The organism is Streptomyces agglomeratus, assembly GCF_001746415.1.
Classification (GTDB): Bacteria; Actinomycetota; Actinomycetes; order Streptomycetales; family Streptomycetaceae; genus Streptomyces; species Streptomyces agglomeratus.
Window position 1 is genome coordinate 4,807,930 of the sequence record NZ_MEHJ01000001.1, and the last position, 18,158, is coordinate 4,826,087.

The 18,158-nt window shown below is 71.6% G+C and carries 12 protein-coding genes; 6 read left to right on the forward strand and 6 right to left on the reverse strand.

Annotated elements, in window-relative coordinates:
* Positions 1–3 precede the first annotated feature (3 nt).
* The 3 genes from AS594_RS20965 to AS594_RS20975 all read right to left on the reverse strand — a co-directional run bounded on the left by AS594_RS20965 (position 4) and on the right by AS594_RS20975 (position 4,192).
* Complete coding sequence (locus tag AS594_RS20965) at positions 4–1,743, reverse strand: LCP family protein (RefSeq protein WP_069928501.1); 1,740 nt, start codon at positions 1,741–1,743, stop codon at positions 4–6.
* A 217-nt stretch (positions 1,744–1,960) separates the two neighbouring features.
* On the reverse strand, positions 1,961–3,262 hold the full coding sequence (locus AS594_RS20970) for an LCP family protein (RefSeq protein ID WP_420877812.1): 1,302 nt from the start codon (positions 3,260–3,262) through the stop codon (positions 1,961–1,963).
* Between the two features lie 165 nt (positions 3,263–3,427).
* A complete protein-coding gene (locus tag AS594_RS20975) occupies positions 3,428–4,192 on the reverse strand; it encodes a TIGR03089 family protein (RefSeq protein ID WP_069928503.1) in 765 nt (254 codons plus the stop codon).
* Positions 4,193–4,330: 138 nt separating this feature from the next.
* Between AS594_RS20975 and AS594_RS20980 the strand changes: the two genes are divergently transcribed.
* From AS594_RS20980 to AS594_RS20990, 3 genes are all read left to right on the forward strand, one after another.
* On the forward strand, positions 4,331–5,698 hold the full coding sequence (locus AS594_RS20980) for a peptidoglycan recognition protein family protein (protein WP_069933839.1): 1,368 nt from the start codon (positions 4,331–4,333) through the stop codon (positions 5,696–5,698).
* An 86-nt stretch (positions 5,699–5,784) separates the two neighbouring features.
* Entirely contained in the window at positions 5,785–6,867 is a 1,083-nt protein-coding gene (manB, locus tag AS594_RS20985; RefSeq protein WP_069928504.1) for a mannose-1-phosphate guanylyltransferase, read from the forward strand.
* Between the two features lie 77 nt (positions 6,868–6,944).
* Positions 6,945–7,955, forward strand: coding sequence for a DNA-3-methyladenine glycosylase family protein (locus AS594_RS20990; protein WP_069928505.1), 1,011 nt, complete (start codon positions 6,945–6,947; stop codon positions 7,953–7,955).
* A 347-nt stretch (positions 7,956–8,302) separates the two neighbouring features.
* On the opposite strand, the gene AS594_RS20995 is transcribed toward AS594_RS20990, so the two are convergent.
* The 3 genes from AS594_RS20995 to AS594_RS21005 form a co-directional block, all read right to left on the reverse strand.
* The gene (locus AS594_RS20995; protein ID WP_069935215.1) at positions 8,303–9,631 is read right to left on the reverse strand and encodes a coenzyme F420-0:L-glutamate ligase; all 1,329 of its coding nucleotides are present in this window, start codon (positions 9,629–9,631) and stop codon (positions 8,303–8,305) included.
* 122 nt (positions 9,632–9,753) lie between these two features.
* Positions 9,754–10,710: a 2-phospho-L-lactate transferase gene (cofD, locus tag AS594_RS21000; RefSeq protein WP_069928507.1), complete on the reverse strand. Its 957-nt coding sequence runs from the start codon at positions 10,708–10,710 to the stop codon at positions 9,754–9,756.
* Between the two features lie 13 nt (positions 10,711–10,723).
* Complete coding sequence (locus AS594_RS21005) at positions 10,724–11,239, reverse strand: cysteine dioxygenase (protein WP_069928508.1); 516 nt, start codon at positions 11,237–11,239, stop codon at positions 10,724–10,726.
* A gap of 672 nt (positions 11,240–11,911) precedes the next feature.
* Here AS594_RS21005 and AS594_RS21010 point away from each other — a divergent pair.
* The 3 genes from AS594_RS21010 to AS594_RS21020 all read left to right on the forward strand — a co-directional run bounded on the left by AS594_RS21010 (position 11,912) and on the right by AS594_RS21020 (position 18,082).
* A complete protein-coding gene (locus tag AS594_RS21010) occupies positions 11,912–12,175 on the forward strand; it encodes a WhiB family transcriptional regulator (RefSeq protein WP_028810740.1) in 264 nt (87 codons plus the stop codon).
* Positions 12,176–12,689: 514 nt separating this feature from the next.
* On the forward strand, positions 12,690–16,517 hold the full coding sequence (locus AS594_RS21015; protein ID WP_069935216.1) for a glycosyltransferase family 2 protein: 3,828 nt from the start codon (positions 12,690–12,692) through the stop codon (positions 16,515–16,517).
* Complete coding sequence (locus AS594_RS21020; protein WP_069928510.1) at positions 16,514–18,082, forward strand: DUF5719 family protein; 1,569 nt, start codon at positions 16,514–16,516, stop codon at positions 18,080–18,082. The genes AS594_RS21015 and AS594_RS21020 overlap by 4 nt, the downstream gene beginning before the upstream one ends.
* Positions 18,083–18,158 lie beyond the last annotated feature (76 nt).

Genomic DNA, 18,158 nt, shown 5'->3' on the forward strand with positions numbered 1-18,158 from the left:
GTCTCACTTGGCGCAGATCTTTTTGTCCGCTTGGACTTTCCCGTCCACCTCGGGCGCCTTCACAGGACCGGAGATGGGCACGCCTTCCCCCTTGAAGTCGGCGCCGAGGGTCAGGACCATCGCCTGCATCTCGCCGGCGTCCTCGGTGCCCTTCTTCAGCGCCGAAGCCGGCAGGCCCATCAGGTCCGCGAGCTTGCGCGCCTGGTCGGCCTGGTTCGGTGCGTACTCCAGCGTAGTCTTCGCGATCTTCTCCGGTGCGTTGCTCTTGTTCGTGGACTTGAGCACACCCTTCTGCACCTGGAGCCAGTTGAGGGTCTTCTGAGCGGCTCCGCTGGTCTCGCTGCCGTTGTAGACGTCGACGCGCACGTCGGAGGCTTCGGCCCGCGGTCCCTTGAGCAGGGCGGCCTGCTTGCTCTTGGCGGCCTTCTCCTTCTTCTTCACATCGGAGAAGGAGACGTCGTTCTGGAGCGCGGTGAAGACCTGCGGGGCCTTCACGGGGTCGACGACCACGGTCGCCTTGACCGTCTCAGCCGGGTTGTCGATCACGGGCACCGTCATGAACGAGATGTTCTTGAGGTTGATGCTGCCCAGTTCCTCGGCGAGTCCCTTCAGCTTCGGGATGTCACCGATCTCCTTGTTCACCGTGAGCGCCTTGGTGGCGGCGTCCGCGAGGGCGAGCATCCGCTTGGGGTTGCCGAGCGTCTCTTCCTTCATCTTGCGGATCATCGACGCGATGAACTGCTGCTGCATCTTGATCCGGTCGAGGTCGCTCTCGTTGCCCAGGCCGTGCCGGTTGCGGAGGAAGGCGAGCGCTTCCTCACCCTCGAGCGTGTGGTCGCCCTCGGGCAGATCGAGCTTGGAGTACTTGTCGTCCTTGATGGGCTCCGTCAGGCAGACGTCCACGCCGTCGATCGCACTGGTAAGCGTCTTGACCGCGTTGAAGTCGGCCATCATGAAGTGATGGATCGGCAGGCCGGTGATCTCCGTGACCGTGCGCATGGTGCAGCCCGGGTCCCGGCCCGCCACGCCGAAGCTCTCGTTGAACTTCGTGTACGCCTTGCCGGGAATGATCTTTTCCGAGCCGTCCGGCTGCTTGGTCGGGCAGTCGGGAATGTCGATCTTCAGGTCGCGCGGGATGCTCAGCGCCGTCGCGTTCGTACGGTCGCCCGACACGTGGAAGAGGAACGTCGTGTCGGCGTGCCCGGTGGTGTTCTCCCGGTCGCCGTAACCCTCGTTGCCCTTGCCGGTGCGCTTGTCCGTGCCGATGATCAGGATGTTCATCGGGCCGTCGGTACCGCCCTTGGCGGCGTCACCCACGTCGACCGAGTTGATGTTCCCGTTTAGACGGTCGTAAACGAGGTACGCACCGACCGAGACGCCGACGAGGACGAAGCCCATGACACCGCCGGTCCACAGCAGAGCCTTCTTCTTGCCCGACTTCTTCGCCTTGCGCTTGCGCCGCCCCGCCTGGCCGGGGCCGCCGGCGGCGGCGTCGCGCGAGGCGCCCGCGCTCCGGGAGCCGTTCCCGGCACGACGGCTGCGCTGGCCGGGGACCTCGCGCCGGGGGTTGGCGGTCCGCTCACGCGTCTGCGTTCTCGACGAGGCTCTCCGGGGCGGGACCACCGAGGGCGATTGCCCAGCGGATTGGTCCAGTCGCAATTCGTAATGACCGGTGTCCGGGTTGAGAACCCACTGGTCTGCGGGGTCGATTTCTTCGGCCCGCCCACGGTTTTGCGCATCCACGGTTGCTTGAGTCCTCCGTCGGTGCCACATGAGGCGCCTCCCCCCAGGCCCTCTGGCGTTCTTTCCAGCAGTGCGACCTCAGGGCCGGAAGCACCGGATCGCGTCACACTATCTGCCCAGTTCAGCGCGGGGCGACGTCCGTGACAAATTCCACTCCCCTTACAACTGGGCAATACGCCCAATCTGTTCTCCGTCCCGCCGGGCCTTGGCTATGGCTTTACTCGCACTCGGCCGTGGCGGCGTTGCTTCCGGTGAAAGTCGGCGTCGGCGCAGGACTCGGCGACCCGGCGTCGTCGGGCTTCTCGTCGCCCCGGTTCCCGCCGGTCCTTTCCGGCTTCTCGGCGCCCGCCGGAACGACCGAGACGGGGTGGTCCTCGCGGAGTTGCTCGAACAGGCGTCCCGCGTCGGGCTCGACGAGTTGGTCGCGGTTCGGGTTCTGCGTGTACGGCTGGCGGGGCACCGTCATGAACTGCACCCGCTCGGTGGGGATGTCCCGCATGCCGCGCACCAGGTTGTACAGGTCCTTGAGCGAGTCGAGCCCGGGATCGGTCGTGAGGGACTTCGTCGCCGCGTCCAGTACCGGGTAGAGCCTGGTCGGGTTGAGCAGCACGCCGTTGCTCTGCACCTTGTTCACCAGCGCGCCGAGGAACCGCTGCTGGCGCTCCATCCGCTCGGTGTCGCTGCCGTCGCCGATGGTCTTGCGGGCCCGTACGAAGCCGAGGGCCTGCTCACCGTTCAGCTTCTGGCGGCCCTTGGCCAGGCGCAGCAGCGCGTCGTCGTCGTCGATCGGCTCCTTGAGGCAGATCTCGACGCCGTTCACCGCGTCGACCATCCCCTTGAAGCCCTCGAAGTCCACCACCATGTGGTGGTCGACCCGGATGCCGGTGAGGCGCTCCACCGTACGGATGGTGCACGCCGTACCGCCGACCTCGAACGCCGAGTTGAACTGCGTGAACCGCTTCTCCGTACGAGACCCGTCGGGCTTGCGGCAGCTCGGGACGTCCACCATCAGGTCGCGCGGCAGGGAGACGGCGGTGGCGCTCCTGCGGTCTCCGGCCAGGTGCAGCAGGATCGTCGTGTCGGAGCGCTGGGTGCCCTTGTCCGGACCGTACTTGCGATTGCCCTTGCCGGAGCGGGTGTCGGACCCGATGAGCAGGATGTTCTGGGCATTCACCGCGATGGGTGTGGGGCGTTCCTTCTCGTACTCCTCCAGCTCGGCGGCGGCGGTGGTGTCCGTGGTGATGTTGCCGTCGAGCTTCCGGTAGAGCCACCAGCCGACACCGGCCGCGAGGAGCAGCGCGAAGGAGGCGCCGAGGGCGGTCCAACGGAGCCAGCGCCGCGAGTCGTTGGCGGCAGGGCCGGCATCGCTCTTCTCACCGGCATCGCCCCCCTCCTCCTCGGACTTCTCGGACTCCTCCTCGGCCTTTCCCCCGCCCGCGTCTTCCGTGGCCGGGTCCTTCGCCTCGTCCTCCTCGGCCGGAGTGTCCGGTCCGGAGGGCGTGCCAGCACTGTCGGTCACGTCTGCGTCCATCCTTCACGGAGTCGGCGGCGCGCTGGGCCGCCGATCGCAGGGGTAGACGGCTGAACCTCGCGCTTGGTTGTGCGGTGCGTACCGTCGATCATCCACCGGAGTCCGGCGCTCAAGCCGCAGGGCTCGGCAGCCGGTGGGCCGGACGGGTGGCCCTCAGGGCGCTTGTAGTACCGCCGTGTTGGTGACCCGCTCGCTCTTGATCCGCTGCGCGAGACCGTCTTCGGAGAGCAGGCCGGAATTCCGGCACAGCACCACGGAGCCGCCGACGGCGAGCGGTGCGAAGAGTCCCGAGGACAGGCCCTCCCAGGTGTCGTACGCCAGCCCCGAGAGCAGCCGCGCCCCCGGACCGAGCCCGAGGCTCTGGGCGTCCGCGCGTGCCCGGTCGACCAGCTCGGCCCCGGTGAGTTCCGTACCGCCCACCCGCAGCGCGGGCGCGTCCGCGTCCACAGGGGCGTACGGCGCGAACCGGTCGCCCTGCCCCGGCACCTCGACGGCGTAGTCCGCGAACCCGGCCGGCGGCTGCGGGAAGCGGCCGCCCAAGGGGCGCAGGGCGAGCGCGACGCGCTCCCCGCCGCAGGCCCGTGCCTCCTCCAGCGTGTCGGGCCCGCTGACCACCAGATCGGCGCCGGCCGGATCTCCGCCGACCTCCACGACCACACCGACGGACGAACAGGCGAGCAGCCAGACGGCGGTCTGCCAGTGCGCGGGCAGCAGCAGCGCGAGCCGGTCGCCGGGGCCGGCGGCGAGGTCGCCCTGGAGCAGATTGGCGGTCTTGGCCACCCAATTGGCGAAGGTGGCGACGGACAGTTCCACCCGTTCGCCGGTGGCGTCGTCGTAGAAGGTGACCAGGGGCTGCGCCGGGTCCGCGGCGAGCGCGGATCGCAGCAGGTCGGCGGGGGTGCGATCGATGGCGTTCACCCGCGCAAGAGTACGCCGCGCCGCTGGGCGGGGGCCGCGCCGCCCGGGTGCGGGAGAGCCGCCCGTGCACCGGTTCGGCCGACGATCCGTCAACTCCCCAATGGACATATTTGTCTATTTATGCCCAAGATCTACTGCATGCGTGCATTCCTTGCTTCCGCGATCGGAGTCGCGTGCACCGCCACTCTGGTCCTGCCCACCGTCGCCACCGCCGCCCCGGCCCCCGCCAATACGGCGCCGCCGGGCTCCACCCAATCGCTGCCCCTCGTTCCACTCGTACCGGACGGCCGAGCCGCGGGCACCGCTCCGCAGGGCCTGACGGAGCGTGACGCCAAGCCGTTCTCGCTGGTCGGCGTCGTCTGGGACGACGCCGAGGCCGAACTCCACGGCACCGCCCAGGTCCGTACCCGCTCCACCGAGACGGGTGACTGGTCGGGCTGGCAGCACCTGGAAACCCACAACCACGAGCACGCCCCCGACTCCGGCACACCGGAGCGCGAGGCGGGGAACGTCCGCGGCTCGACCGCGCCCCTGTGGGTCGGCGCCAGTGACGGCGTAGAAGTACGCGTCCGGCCCGAGGCCCCCGCCGCCGAGCGCGCCGTCGCTCTCCCGTCCGGACTGCGCCTCGAACTGGTGGACCCCGGTGACGACCCCCCGGCGGGCACCACGACCACCGCGGCGGAGGCAGCGGACGGCGCCGACGCCAACGCCGACGACAGTGCCGCCCATGCCGAAGCCGCGGACGACGCCGACGACCCCCGCACCACGCTCCTGACCGCGGAGGACGCCGCGGCCTCCGCGGTCAACGCCGACCTGGCGCCGCTCGGCGCCACCGAGGTGCCGGCCCTGACCAAGGCGGAGACGGAGGAGCAGACCTTCGTGCTGGGGGGCGGGAAGCCCCTCATCGGCCCCCGGCCCCGCATCGTGACCCGCAAGGGCTGGGGCGCGAACGAGCAGCTCCGCGAGCGCAACTTCGTCTACACCAAGAGCGTCAAGGCGGCCTTCGTGCACCACAGCGCGACCGGCAACAACTACAGCTGTTCGCAGGCCGACTCCGTTCTGCGCAGTATCTACCGCTACCACGTCAAGAGCAGCGGCTGGCGCGACTTCGGCTACAACTTCGCCGTCGACAAGTGCGGAAACATCTACGAAGGCCGGGCAGGGGGTGTGGCCAAGCCGGTCCTGGGGGCGCACACTCTCGGTTTCAACAGCAGGAGCACGGGCATCGCCGTTCTCGGTTCGTACAGCAAGTCCAACCCACCCGCCGCCGTGGTCAACGCCGTTGCCCGCCTCACCGCATGGAAGCTCGGTCTGTACGGAGCAGACCCGCGGGCCAAGACCACGCTCAAGTCGGGTGGCGGCAACCGCTTCAAGAAGGGCACCATCGTCAAGCTCAACGTCATTTCCGGGCACCGGGACGGATACGTCACCGACTGCCCGGGAGGCCGCCTCTACAGCAAGCTCGACGAGACCCGGGACGCCTCGGCCCGCCTACAGGGCCGCTGACCTGCTGACCGGGGCCGTTCGAACAGTCTGCATACACTGGCCTGCCCGAACCCCGGCCGGCCCCAGCAGGAAGCAGAGACGACAAGGTGACTGAAGCGATCCTCCTGGTCGGCGGCAAGGGCACCCGGTTGCGCCCGCTCACCGTGCACACACCGAAGCCGATGGTCCCGGCGGCAGGCGTGCCCTTCCTCACCCATCAGCTGGCCCGCGCGCGGGCGGCCGGAGTCGAACACATCGTCCTCGCGACGTCGTACCTCGCCGAAGTCTTCGAGCCGTACTTCGGCGACGGCTCCGCGCTGGGCCTGCACCTGGAGTACGTGACCGAGCGGGAGCCACTGGGCACCGGCGGCGCGATCCGCAACGTCGCCTCGCGCCTCCACTCCTCGCCCGACGACCCGGTCCTGATCTTCAACGGCGACATCCTCACGGGCCTGGACATCGGCGCCCTGGTCTCCACCCACACCACATCGGGCGCGGACGTCTCGCTGCACCTCACCCGCGTCGAGGACCCCAGGGCCTTCGGTCTGGTGCCCACGGACCCCACGGGCCGGGTCACGGCGTTCCTCGAAAAGCCCCAGACCCCCGAAGAGATCGTCACCGACCAGATCAACGCGGGTGCGTACGTATTCCGCCGCTCCGTCATAGACACGATCCCGGCGGGCCGCCCCGTCTCCGTGGAACGCGAGACGTTCCCCGACCTGCTGTCCTCCGGAGCGCACCTCCAGGGCATGGTCGATTCGACGTACTGGCTGGACCTCGGCACCCCGCAGGCGTTCGTCCGCGGCTCGGCCGACCTGGTGCTGGGCCGCGCACCGTCCCCGGCGGTGCCGGGCCGCTGCGGCGACCGCCTGGTCCTGCCGACCGCGTCCGTAGCCACGGACGCGAAGCTCACGGGCGGCACGGTGGTGGGCGAGGGGGCGACCGTGGGCGAGGGCGCCCGCATCGACGGCAGCGCGCTCCTCCCCGGCTGCGTGATCGGCGCCGGAGCGGTGATCACCGACTCCCTCATCGGCGCGGGCGCCACCATCGGCGCCCGTACGGTCGTCTCCGGCGCGGTCGTCGGGGACGGTGCGACGGTGGGCGCGGACAACGAGCTGCGCGAAGGCGTACGGGTGTGGTGCGGCGCGACACTTCCCGACGCCTCGCTCCGCTTCTCGTCGGACCAGTAGAAGGCCGCGCGCACCGGACCGGCGAAACCCGTAGGCTCGAAGCCCACGTACCCCTTCCGTCCCAAGGACCGCCACCCGTGTCAGGCCGCTTCGCGCCCCGCCCCGTCACCCGCACCACGGTGCGGGGCGGCGACACGGCCGTCCCGCACCAGAGCACGCGGACACCGCTCCCCGCACCGGCCGGGCTCACGCGGACCTGGACGCCACCGGGACCGCTCGACCTCGCCCTGGCGCTCGGCCCACTGCGCCGCGGCCCGGGCGACCCGACGTTCCGTACGACCCCCGACGGCGCCTTCTGGCGCACGTCCCGCACGCCGGCCGGACCGGGCACCCTGCGGATCGCCGCGCGCGCCGGCGCGGTGGAGGCGACCGCCTGGGGCGACGGAGCCGACTGGCTCCTCGACGCACTCCCACCCCTGCTGGGCTCGTTGGATGACCCCTCCGCCTTCGAGCCGCGCCACCGCGTCGTGGCCGAGACGTGGCGCCGCCGCCCGGGCCTGCGGCTGGGACGCACCGGCCTGGTCCTCGAATCCCTGATCGCCTCCGTCCTGGAACAGAAGGTCACCACGGACGAGGCGTACCGGGCGTGGCGCCTGCTGATCCGCAAGTACGGAGATCCGGCACCGGGCCCGGTGGACGGCCGCATGTACGTCGTGCCCTCGGCCCGGACCTGGTCCCTGATCCCGTCCTGGGAGTGGCACCGCGCGGGCGTCGACAGCAAGCGCTCGGCGACGGTCCTGCGGGCGGTACGGGTGGCCCGCCGCCTGGAGGAGGCGTCGGCGATGCCCCTGGAGGCCGCCTCGGCCCGCCTGCAACTGATCCCCGGCATCGGTCCCTGGACGGCTGCGGAGACCCTGCAACGCAGCAACGGCGCCCCGGACGCGGTCTCGGTCGGCGACTACCACCTGCCCAGCACGGTCGGCTACGCCCTGGCGGGCGACCGCCACGCGGACGACGCGGCCATGCTCGAACTCCTGGCCCCGTACGCGGGCCAGCGCCACCGTGCGGCCCGCCTGATCCTGCTCTCCGGCCGCACCCCACCCCGCCGCGCCCCCCGAATGACCCCGGGCAACATAGCGGCCCTGTAACCCGCCCCCCGCAGCCTCCAGGAGTGCCGGGAGGGGCCGTGTCGGGGCGCTCCCCGCAGGGTGTCGAACGCAACGGGCCCGTACACACCGCAGCGCTGCCCGAAGGTTCGGCACCCGAGGAGACGCCCCGGCGCGGCACCGACCCCGAGTCCCCCGCCCGGAGCCCCCGCGACGCATTCGGCGGTGCCGGGAGGGGCCGTGTCGGGGCGCTCCCCGCAGGGTGTCGAACGCAACCACCGCGAACACACCGCAGCGCTGCCCGAAGGTTCGGCACCCGAGGAGACGCCCCGGCGCGGCACCGACCCCGAAGCCCCCGCCCACGAAGCTACCGCCCACGCGCCCCCGCCTCAGCGCACCTCGATGAACGCCGCCGCATCCCTCGCCGGCCGATCCTTCGGCGCCACCGCCGCGTGCCCCACCGCGACCGCCCCCATCGGGTCCCAGCCCTCCGGCAGCCCCAGCACGTCCCGCACCACCTCGCGGCAGAACATCGTCGACGAAACCCACGCCGACCCCAGCCGCTCGCCCGCCAGCGCCACCAGGCAGTTCTGCACACCCGCGCCGGCCGCGACAACGAACATCTCCCGCTCCGCCGCGTCACGGCGAGCGTCCCCGTACACATGCGAGCCGTCCATCACGAGGCACGGCACCACCAGATACGGAGCCCGGCGCAGCACATCGCCCCGCCGCACCCGCTTGGCGATCGACTCCTCGGACTTCCCGTCGGCCCGCAGATCCGACACCCACGCGTCCCGCATCGCGTCGAGCAGCGCCACCCGCGACTTCTCCGACTCCAGGAGCACGAAGCGCCACGGCGTCGTGTGGTGCGGCGCAGGCGCCGTCACCGCCGCCGCGACCGCGCGGCGCACCGCCGCCGGATCCACCGGCTCGTCAGTGAAGTCCCGCACCGTACGCCGCAGCGTGACCGCTTCCCGTACGGCCTCCGACGTCCCGAGCCGGAACATGTCGTCGCCCGCCGCCCGGACCAGCGCACGGGTCCCGGCGTCCTCACCGTCCACGAGATGCGAGAGCCCCCGGACCACCGCCACCGGCAGCCCCTCGGCCTTTCCCTTCACCAGGTCACCGGCTGCCGCCAGTTCGTCGGCGAGGGCGACGACGGTCACGCTCAGCGGGTTGCCGTACGCATCCGTCCCGCCCCGCAGATCGTCGAGGACCCGGACACCGGCCGCGCCGATCGCGACATCCGTCAGGCCGTTGCGCCAGGGCCGCCCGAAGGTGTCCGTGACGACGACCCCGACCTCCACCCCGAGCGCGTCCCGCAGCCCGTCCCGGATCGAGCGGGCCGAAGCATCGGGATCCGCCGGCAGCAACAGCACGGTTCCGGCGGCGGTGTTGGACGCGTCGACTCCGGCGGCGGCCATGATCAGCCCGTGCCGGTTCTCGACGATACGAAGGGTTCCGCGCCGCGCGACGACCCGTACCGTCTCCGCGTCGATGGCCGCCTCGCGGTCGGCCGCCTCCAGGACGCGCCCCTCCGCCTTGCTGACGATCTTGGAAGTGACGAGCAGGATGTCACCGTCGGCAAGCCCCGCGCCGGTGGCCGCGATCAGCGCGGCGATGTTGTCGCCTTCCCGCACCTCGGGTATCCCGGCAGGTGCCCACACGCGAAACCCGGGCACCGGTACGGAACCCTCGCCGGAAGCCTGCCGAGGCACGGAAGCCGAACCAGGACCCGACGCCGAACCCGAACCCGAACCCGAACCCGAACCGAAACCGGAACCCGAACAATCACCCGGACCCAGCCCCGCCCCAGACCTGAACTCCGCCCCCGCCGAGCTCACGCCCGCACCTCCCCGGCCAGCTCCAGCGCCTCCCGGGCCATCGCCGCCGCAGCCTCCACGTCGGTCATCATCAGCGGAACGGCCCGGCACCGGATCCCCGCACTCTCCACCTCGTCCACGACCCCCGCGTCCACCGTGTCGACGAGCCACCCGTCGAGCAGCCCGGACCCGTAATGCCGGGCGACGGCCGCAGCGGTCGACTCGACGCCCACCGCGGCGAGCATCTTGTCGGCCATGCCACGAACCGGCGCGTCCCCGACGATCGGCGAGAGCCCCACGACCGGCACCCCCGCGTCGGCGATCGCCTCACGGATGCCGGGCACGGCGAGAATGGTGCCCACGCTCACCACGGGATTGGACGGCGGGAAGAGAATCACGTCGGCCGCGCCGATGGCCTCCAGCACCCCCGGAGCCGGCTTCGCCTGCTCCGCCCCCACCGGCACGACCGCCTGCGCGTCCACGGACGCGCGAAGCCGTACCCAGTACTCCTGGAAGTGGATCGCCTTGCGCTCGCCGTCCAGATCGACGGCGACATGCGTCTCGATCCGGTCGTCGGACATGGGCAGCAGCCGCACCCCGGGCTGCCACCGCTCGCACAACGCCTCGGTGACCGCGCTCAGCGGATAACCCGCGCCGAGCATCTGCGTACGGACGATGTGCGTCGCGAAGTCGCGGTCGCCGAGCCCGAACCATTCGGGCCCCACGCCGTACGCCGCGAGCTCGCCCTTCACCTGGAAGGTCTCGTCCGCACGCCCCCAGCCCTGCTCCTCGTTGATGCCACCGCCGAGGGTGTACATCACGGTGTCGAGATCGGGGCAGACCTTGAGCCCGAACAGATGAATGTCGTCACCGGTGTTGCCGATGACGGTGATGTCCGCGTCAGGCGCGGCCGACTTGAGGCCGCGGAGGAAGCGTGCGCCACCAATACCGCCTGCCAGAACCACAATGCGCATGCACAGCAGTCTGTCAGGCCGGTACGACGTCCGGGGACTCGGCGGCCGGCGACGAGCACCGCGCCGCGTGCATGGGCATCTCGGTGAGGCCGGGGAAGTAGACGTGCAGGCTGACCGCCGGCTCCAGCGAGGCGTTGACGACCTCGTGGACGTATCCGGGCGCGAACACCCGCTGCGCGCCCGCTTCCAGCGTGCGCTGCGCCCCCGTGCCTCCCGTGCGCTCGCTCAACTCACCGTCGAGGACGGTCAGGACGCCGGAGGACCGCCCGTGATCATGCATACCGCTGCCTTGTCCGGGCACCCAGCTCAGCAGCCAGACCTCGTACCCGGGTCCGGTACGCAGCCGGTGGTACCAGCGGCTGGTGGCGTCGTACGAGATGAGGTGTTCCCACTGCGCACGGTCGGCAGCGATGGAACGGGCGAGACCGGCGAACTCGGCGACGGTGGCCGGGTGCTCGCGGGCGGGCTGGAGGAGGTGCTGGACGGCGAGGATGTCGCCGGCGATCTGAAGGTCACTGTCGCTGTTCATGGTGCGGGGGTTCCTCGGCATGAGTGCTGGGGTGTCGCAAGGAGAGGTGTCGCGGGACGTGGGGCACGTCGCGGGGCGAGTCGCAAAACAGGTGTAGCGGTTAGCTACGGAGAGTCAGCCGGAGCGCGCGGGCTTCAACAGCTGGAACAACAACAGCAACAGCCAAAACCGACCTGGACAGCGCGACGGAGCCCACGAGCGTGGGTCCGGGGGAGCACTGCGGTCACTGGCATGTGTTCAAGGAGACCTGCTTGCTCACTCCCTGTCAACCTGATGACCGTTTTGGGGGTAATGTTTCACCTCATCCGGTTAATGGGTGCGGAGAAAGGTTTGTGCAGCCCGCAGCGCGGAGATGTGGCGCATCAACCGTGCGAGCAAACATCGTTCCGGCGTGTGATCCGGATCGCTTCCACGGGCCGGCTGCAACAAGATCAAACCCCGCCGCATCTCAGCCTGATGAGGGGGCGCGGATGAGCCGGTGGCATGTGTCACAGTTTTTGGCGATTTGAACACTTTCCGCATAGCTTTGGTTCCGCAGAGTGAATAACCGGCTCAATAGCAGATCTCGGCTTGACTGCCTCGGATCCGCACACTTGTAATTTCACTCGTGTCGTTCGGCCGAAAACGGCAACGACTACAACACGGGGAAGCAAAGACAGACGAGGGGCGCACATGACCGAGCTGTTCCAGCAACTGCTGGTCGAGGACGCGGACGAGGAAATCGGCTGGCAGGAGCGCGCCCTGTGCGCACAGACCGACCCCGAGTCCTTCTTTCCCGAGAAGGGCGGTTCCACCCGCGAGGCCAAGAAGGTCTGTCTCGCCTGTGAAGTCCGTTCGGAATGCCTTGAGTACGCACTTTCGAACGACGAGCGTTTCGGAATCTGGGGCGGCCTGTCCGAGCGCGAACGCCGACGACTGAAAAAGGCCGCGGTCTGACTCTCGACTGTCGACCGCCACCCGCACGACCGCTCACCACCCGCACGACCGCTCACCACCCGCAGGACCGCTCACCACCCGCAGGACCGCCCACCCACCCGCGGGATCTCGCCGCCGGATCTCCCGGGTGCCCAGCCGGCGCCCGACCGGCGCCCGCCACCCGGCACCGCGCCGACCGGACCACCCGGCCGCAGCGCCGCCCGCCCACCCGGCCCGCATCGAACCGGTCGCACCCGGCCTCGCGCCAAACCGGTCACACCCGGACACGCGCCAAAACCGTCACACAGAGTCGCGCCGACGCCTTATCGATCAAATGGCACAAGCGTGCACGTATCAACCGGTCCGTCGCCCGGCCCCAGGCCGCAGGCGGCGGACCGTTGTGTTGCCCAGCCGTTAGTGTGGGGCGCTGTCCGAGACGCATCAACGCCCCCAAGGGTCGCGCGCGTCGACGCAGTCAAGACAGCAGCCTTCCGGGGGGCGACCCCCGGACCCCGGCCGGAGGGCCCGTACCCCGATGTCCGTGCACAGCCAAACGTCGGCGCCGTACGCGGCGGCCGCTCCCGAGTTCCCCCGGCATGTCGTCACCGCCGTGCTCGTCTCCCACGACGGAGCGCGCTGGCTGCCCGACGCCCTCGCCGGGCTCCTGGGCCAGGAACGCCCCGTACAGAACGTCGTCGCCGCCGACACCGGCAGCGCGGACGAATCCGCCGAACTCGTCACCGAGGCCATCGGAGCCGACCGCGTGCTGCACCTGGCACGCCGCTCCGGCTTCGGCACGGCCGTCGACGAGGCGGTCCGTACCGCCCAGGTCCTCACACCCGAGGAACTCCCCTACCTCAAGCGCCCCAGCGGCTGGGACCCGGTGAGCAGGTCGTGGCGCGACGACGCGTACGACATGCCCGAACTCCCGCACGGCGAACCCGTGCAGTGGCTCTGGCTGCTGCACGACGACTGCGCGCCCGAACCGGACGCCCTCGCCGAACTGCTGCGCGTGGCCGACTCCGACGAGCACGCCGCCATCGTCGGACCCAAGCTCCGCGGCTGGTACGACAGGAAGCAGCTCCTCGAAGTCGGCGTCTCCATCGCCAACAGCGGCCGCCGCTGGACCGGCCTCGACCGCCGCGAGCAGGACCAGGGCCAGCACGACCAGGTCCGCTCCGTACTCTCCGTGTCGACGGCCGGCATGCTCATCCGCCGCGACGTGTGGGTGGAACTCGGCGGCTTCGACCGCCGCCTGCCCCTCATGCGCGACGACGTCGACCTCTGCTGGCGCGCCCACGCCGCCGGCCACCGCGTCCTCGTCGCCCCCGACGCCGTACTGCGGCACGCCGAGGCGTCCGCCCGCGAGCGCAGGCCCATCGACTGCGCCGGGCGCTCCGTCGCCAACCCGCACCGCGTCGACAAGGCGGGCGCCGTCTACGCGATGCTCGTCAACGCGCGCGCCGCCGCCCTCCCGTACGTCATGCTGCGCCTGGTCCTCGGCACCCTGCTGCGCACGCTCGCCTACCTCCTCGGCAAGGTCCCCGGACAGGCGGTCGACGAAGTCACCGGCCTCATGGGCACCCTGCTGCGCCCCGGCAAGATCCTCGCGGCCCGCAAGCGGCGCGGAAAGGGCAAGGTCGAGGCGGGCGAACTGCGGCCGCTCTTCCCGCCGACCGGCGCGACGATCAGAGCGACCGTCGAACAGGTCGCGGGCAGCTTCGGCTCCCGCTCCGAGCCCGAATCGGCTTCGGGCTCGCGGCACGGCGTCGTCGAGTCCGGCCCCGGCGGCGACGACGCCGACTACATGGAGATCGAGCAGTTCGCGCGGCTGAAGCGGATCGCCCGCAAGCCCGGCCCGGTGCTCTTCCTGCTGCTCCTCTTCGTCTCCCTCATCGCCTGCCGCGGCCTCCTCGGCGGCGGTTCGCTGGCCGGCGGCGCACTGCTGCCCGCGCCCGCCGACGTGTCAGACCTCTGGTCGCGGTACGCCGACGTCTGGCACCCCATCGGCACCGGCGGCACCCAGACGGCGCCGCCCTACCTCGGCGTCCTCGCCGCCCTGTCGGCCGTCTTCCTCGGCTCGACCGGACTCGCGCTCACCGTGCTGCTGGTCTGCTCGGTGCCGCTGGCCGGCCTCGCCGCTTACTTCGTCTCGCGTCCGCTCGTCGAGTCCCGGCTGCTTCGCGCCTGGGCGGCCGTCGCGTACGCCTTCCTGCCCGCCGCCACCGGCGCCCTCGCCACCGGCCGTCTCGGTACGGCCGTCCTGGCGATCCTGCTGCCGCTCATCGCGCGCTGCGCCGTCGCCGCGAGCGGTCTGCGCGCCGGGGGCTCGCGTTCCAGCTGGCGCGCCGTCTGGGCGTACGCGCTCCTGCTGACCTTCGCCATGGCGTTCACGCCGGTCGTGTGGCCGATGGCGCTGGTGCTCGGCATCGGCGTACTGGTGCTGCGGCGCGGCGACATCACGGCGTACGGACTGCGCTTCGTCGCGGCGCTCGGCACCCCCGTGCTGATGCTCGCCCCCTGGTCGCTCTCCCTGCTCACCAGCCCTTCGGCCTTCTTCCGCGAGGCCGGCCTCGACTTCAGTACGGGTCCGGCCGGCGCACTCGACCTGCTCGGCACGAGCCCGGGCGGCCCCAAGGCGGCGGGCGGACTGCTGCTCATCGGCATCGTCCTGACGGCGCTGGCCGCCCTGCTCCGCGGCGAGCGGACGTTCGCCATCCGCAGCGCGTGGGTGGTGGCGATCGTCTCGCTCCTCTTCGCCGTGTTCACCAACAGCACCGAAGGCGGCTGGGCCGGTCCCGCGACCCTCGTCTACGGTCTGGCGCTCATCGGCGCCACCGTCCTCGGCGCGGACGGCGCGCGCGAACGCGTCGCCACCCAGAGCTTCGGCTGGCGCCAGCCCGTCGCCGTACTCATCGCCTTCGCCGCCGCCGCCGGACCGCTGCTCGCGGCCGCCGGATGGATGATCGGCGGCGCGGCCGGACCGCTGGAGCGGCGCGATCCGGTGCAGGTCCCGGCGTTCGTCGCCGAGGAGAGCGGCACCCGCGACCAGGCGCGCACGCTGGTCCTCGGCGGCACGTCGGCCACGAAGGTCTCGTACACCCTCGTACGCGGCTCCGGCGCCCGCCTGGGCGACGGGGAGCTCACCGAGGCGGGCGGTGGCAGCCCGCGGCTCGACAAGATCGTCTCCAATCTCGTGGCGGGCTCCGGCGCCGACCAGGCCGACCAGCTCGGCGGGTACGCCGTCCGTTACGTCCTCGTGCGCGACGGCGCTCCGCGCGCCATGAGCCGCGTCCTCGACTCGACGCCCGGCCTGAGCCGGCTGAGCCAGCTCGACGGCAGCGCGCTGTGGCGCGTCGACCGCCAGGTCGCGCGGGCCACGATCGTCTCGGCCAAGGAGGGCGGCGAGCCGCTGTCCGTCGCGTCGAGCCCGGTCGAGGCGCACACGAAGATCCCCGCCGGCGAGGCGGGCCGCGTCCTGCGCATCGCGGACTCGGCGGCCGAGGGCTGGCAGGCCACGCTCGACGGGACCGTACTGGAGAAGAAGACGGTCGACGGCTGGGCGCAGGGCTTCGAGCTGCCCGCCCAGGGCGGCCGGCTCGACCTCACGTACGAGGCCCCCGTCACCCACACCGTGTGGATCTGGACCCAGGTCGGCCTCGCCCTGCTCCTCGTGGTGCTCGCCCTTCCGGGCCGCCGCCGGGAGGTCGACGACGACCTGCCCGAGGAGGAGTACGAGGTGCCCGCGCAGCCGGTGGCGGGCGAGGGCCGCAGGGCGCGCAGGCTGCGCGCGGCGGCGCAGGCCGAGGCACCGCACGCCCCCGGCACGGACGTGGACGAGGAGGAGGGGGAGCAGACCCCCGCCCCGCCGGCCGCCGACCCGTACGCCGAGGCGCTCCGGACCCCCCAGGAGCCGGACGGGACCGCCGTGTACGCGGCGGTGCCGCCGCAGCAGCAGTACGGCGAGTGGGACGCGCAGTCCTACGCGGGCGCCGAGTACGGCCGGCCGGAGCAGCAGCAAGGTTACGGCGGCGAGCAGTACCAGGGCGACCCGTACCAGGTGCCGGGCCAGTACGGCGACGGAGGACAGTACGGGGCCGACCCCTACCAGGAGTCCGGGTACGACCAGGGCCAGGTCCAGGGCCAGTACGACCAGGGCCAGTACCAGCAGGAAGCGCCGTACCAGGAAGCCCCGTACCAGGAAGGTCAGTACCCGGACGGCCAGTACCCGGCGCCCGACGCCTATCAGGAGGGCCAGTACGACCCGTACGGCTACGGGCAGCAGCAGCCGCCCCGGCCGCCGCAGCCCTACGCCGACGGCAATGAGCCCGAGCAGCGTCCCGACGGGAGCGACAACCGATGAACCGCACCACCCTCTCCCTGATCGCCGCCGCCACCGCCCTCGCGGCGGTCACCGGGTTCGCAGTGGTCTCCGCCCCCGGCGGTGGCACGACCGAGGCGACCGCCGGCGCGAGGACCCCGGCACGGATGCCGGTGGAGCGCTCCAGCCTGCTGTGCCCGGCGCCCAGCGCGTCCGATCTCGCGGAGACGGCGTACACGTCGTTCACTCCGGCGGGGAAGGGTGACGCGGACGCGAGCGCCGGGGCGGGCTCCGCCGATCTCGTCGCCACGGACGCGACCCTCGCGGCCCCGGACGACGGCAAGGACAAGGACAAGGGCGAGGGCGAGAAGGACGCCGAGGGTTCCAAGGGCCGGGACAAGGCCCCCGGGAAGCCGGTCCTCTCCCTCAAGGAGCCCGGCAAGCCCGTCACCGCCGAGGCGAACACCGCCGAGGCCCCCGCCCTCGTCGGCTCGGCCGAAGGCCGTCTCGCCCCCGGCTGGACCGCCCAGCAGACCACCAAGGTCACGGCCGGCCAGGGCCGGGGCGTACTCGGAGTCAGCTGCACCGCGCCGGACACCAGCTTCTGGTTCGCCGGCGCGAGCACCGCGAAGGACCGGCAGGACTACGTACACCTCACGAACCCGGACGACACGGCGGCCGTCGCCGACATCGAGCTGTTCGGCGAGGACGGCGCGCTGGAGTCGGATGCGGGCGAGGGCATCACGGTCCCGGCCAGGTCCAGCGTGCCCGTACTGCTGTCGACGCTGGGCGCCGACAGCGCCGAGGACCTGACCGTCCACGTCACCACCCGCACCGGCCGCGTAGGCGCCGTCGTCCAGGCCGTGGACGAGCAGGGCGGAAGCGACTGGCTGGCCGCGTCGGCCGAGGCGGCGGGCGCCGCGGTGCTGCCCGGTGTCCCGAAGGACGCGACGTCCGTACGTCTGGTGGTGTTCGCGCCCGGTGAGGACGACGCCGACCTGAACGTGCGGCTGGCGGGCCCGACGGGCTCGATCACACCGGCCGGGCACGAGACCCTGCACGTCAAGGCGGGGATGACCACGGCCGTCGACCTGGAGGACGTCACCAAGGGCGAGCCGGGGTCGCTGCTGCTGAGCCCGGTCTCGAAGGGCCGGGCGACGCCGGTGGTCGCCGCGCTGCGGGTGGTGCGCGGCAAGGGCGCCGCCCAGGAGGTGGCGTACATCCCGGCGACCGGTCAGGTGGGCGGGCGGGCCACGGTGGCCGACAACCGCGCGAAGGGCTCGACGCTCTCGCTCACCGCGCCGGGCGCGGCGGCCGAGGTCAGGGTGACGGCGTCGGCGGGCAGCGGTGGCGGTGAGCCGGTCGTCGAGACGTACAAGGTCAAGGCGGGAACGACGCTCGCGGTGAAGCCGCCGGTGCCGTCCGGGCTCAAGGGCTCGTACGCGCTGACGGTCGAACCGCGGTCGGGCGGCCCGGTGCACGCGTCGCGGATGCTCGAACTGCCCGAGGACGGCGTCCCGATGTTCACGGTGCAGACGATGCCCGACGACCGCGGGACGGTCTCGGTGCCGGAGGCCGAACAGGATTTGTCGGTACTGGACGACTGAGCGGGGCGGGGGACCGGGCCGGGCGGGGGACCGGGCCGGCGGACGCGAACGGAAGCAGGAGCCGCAAGCCGGAGCC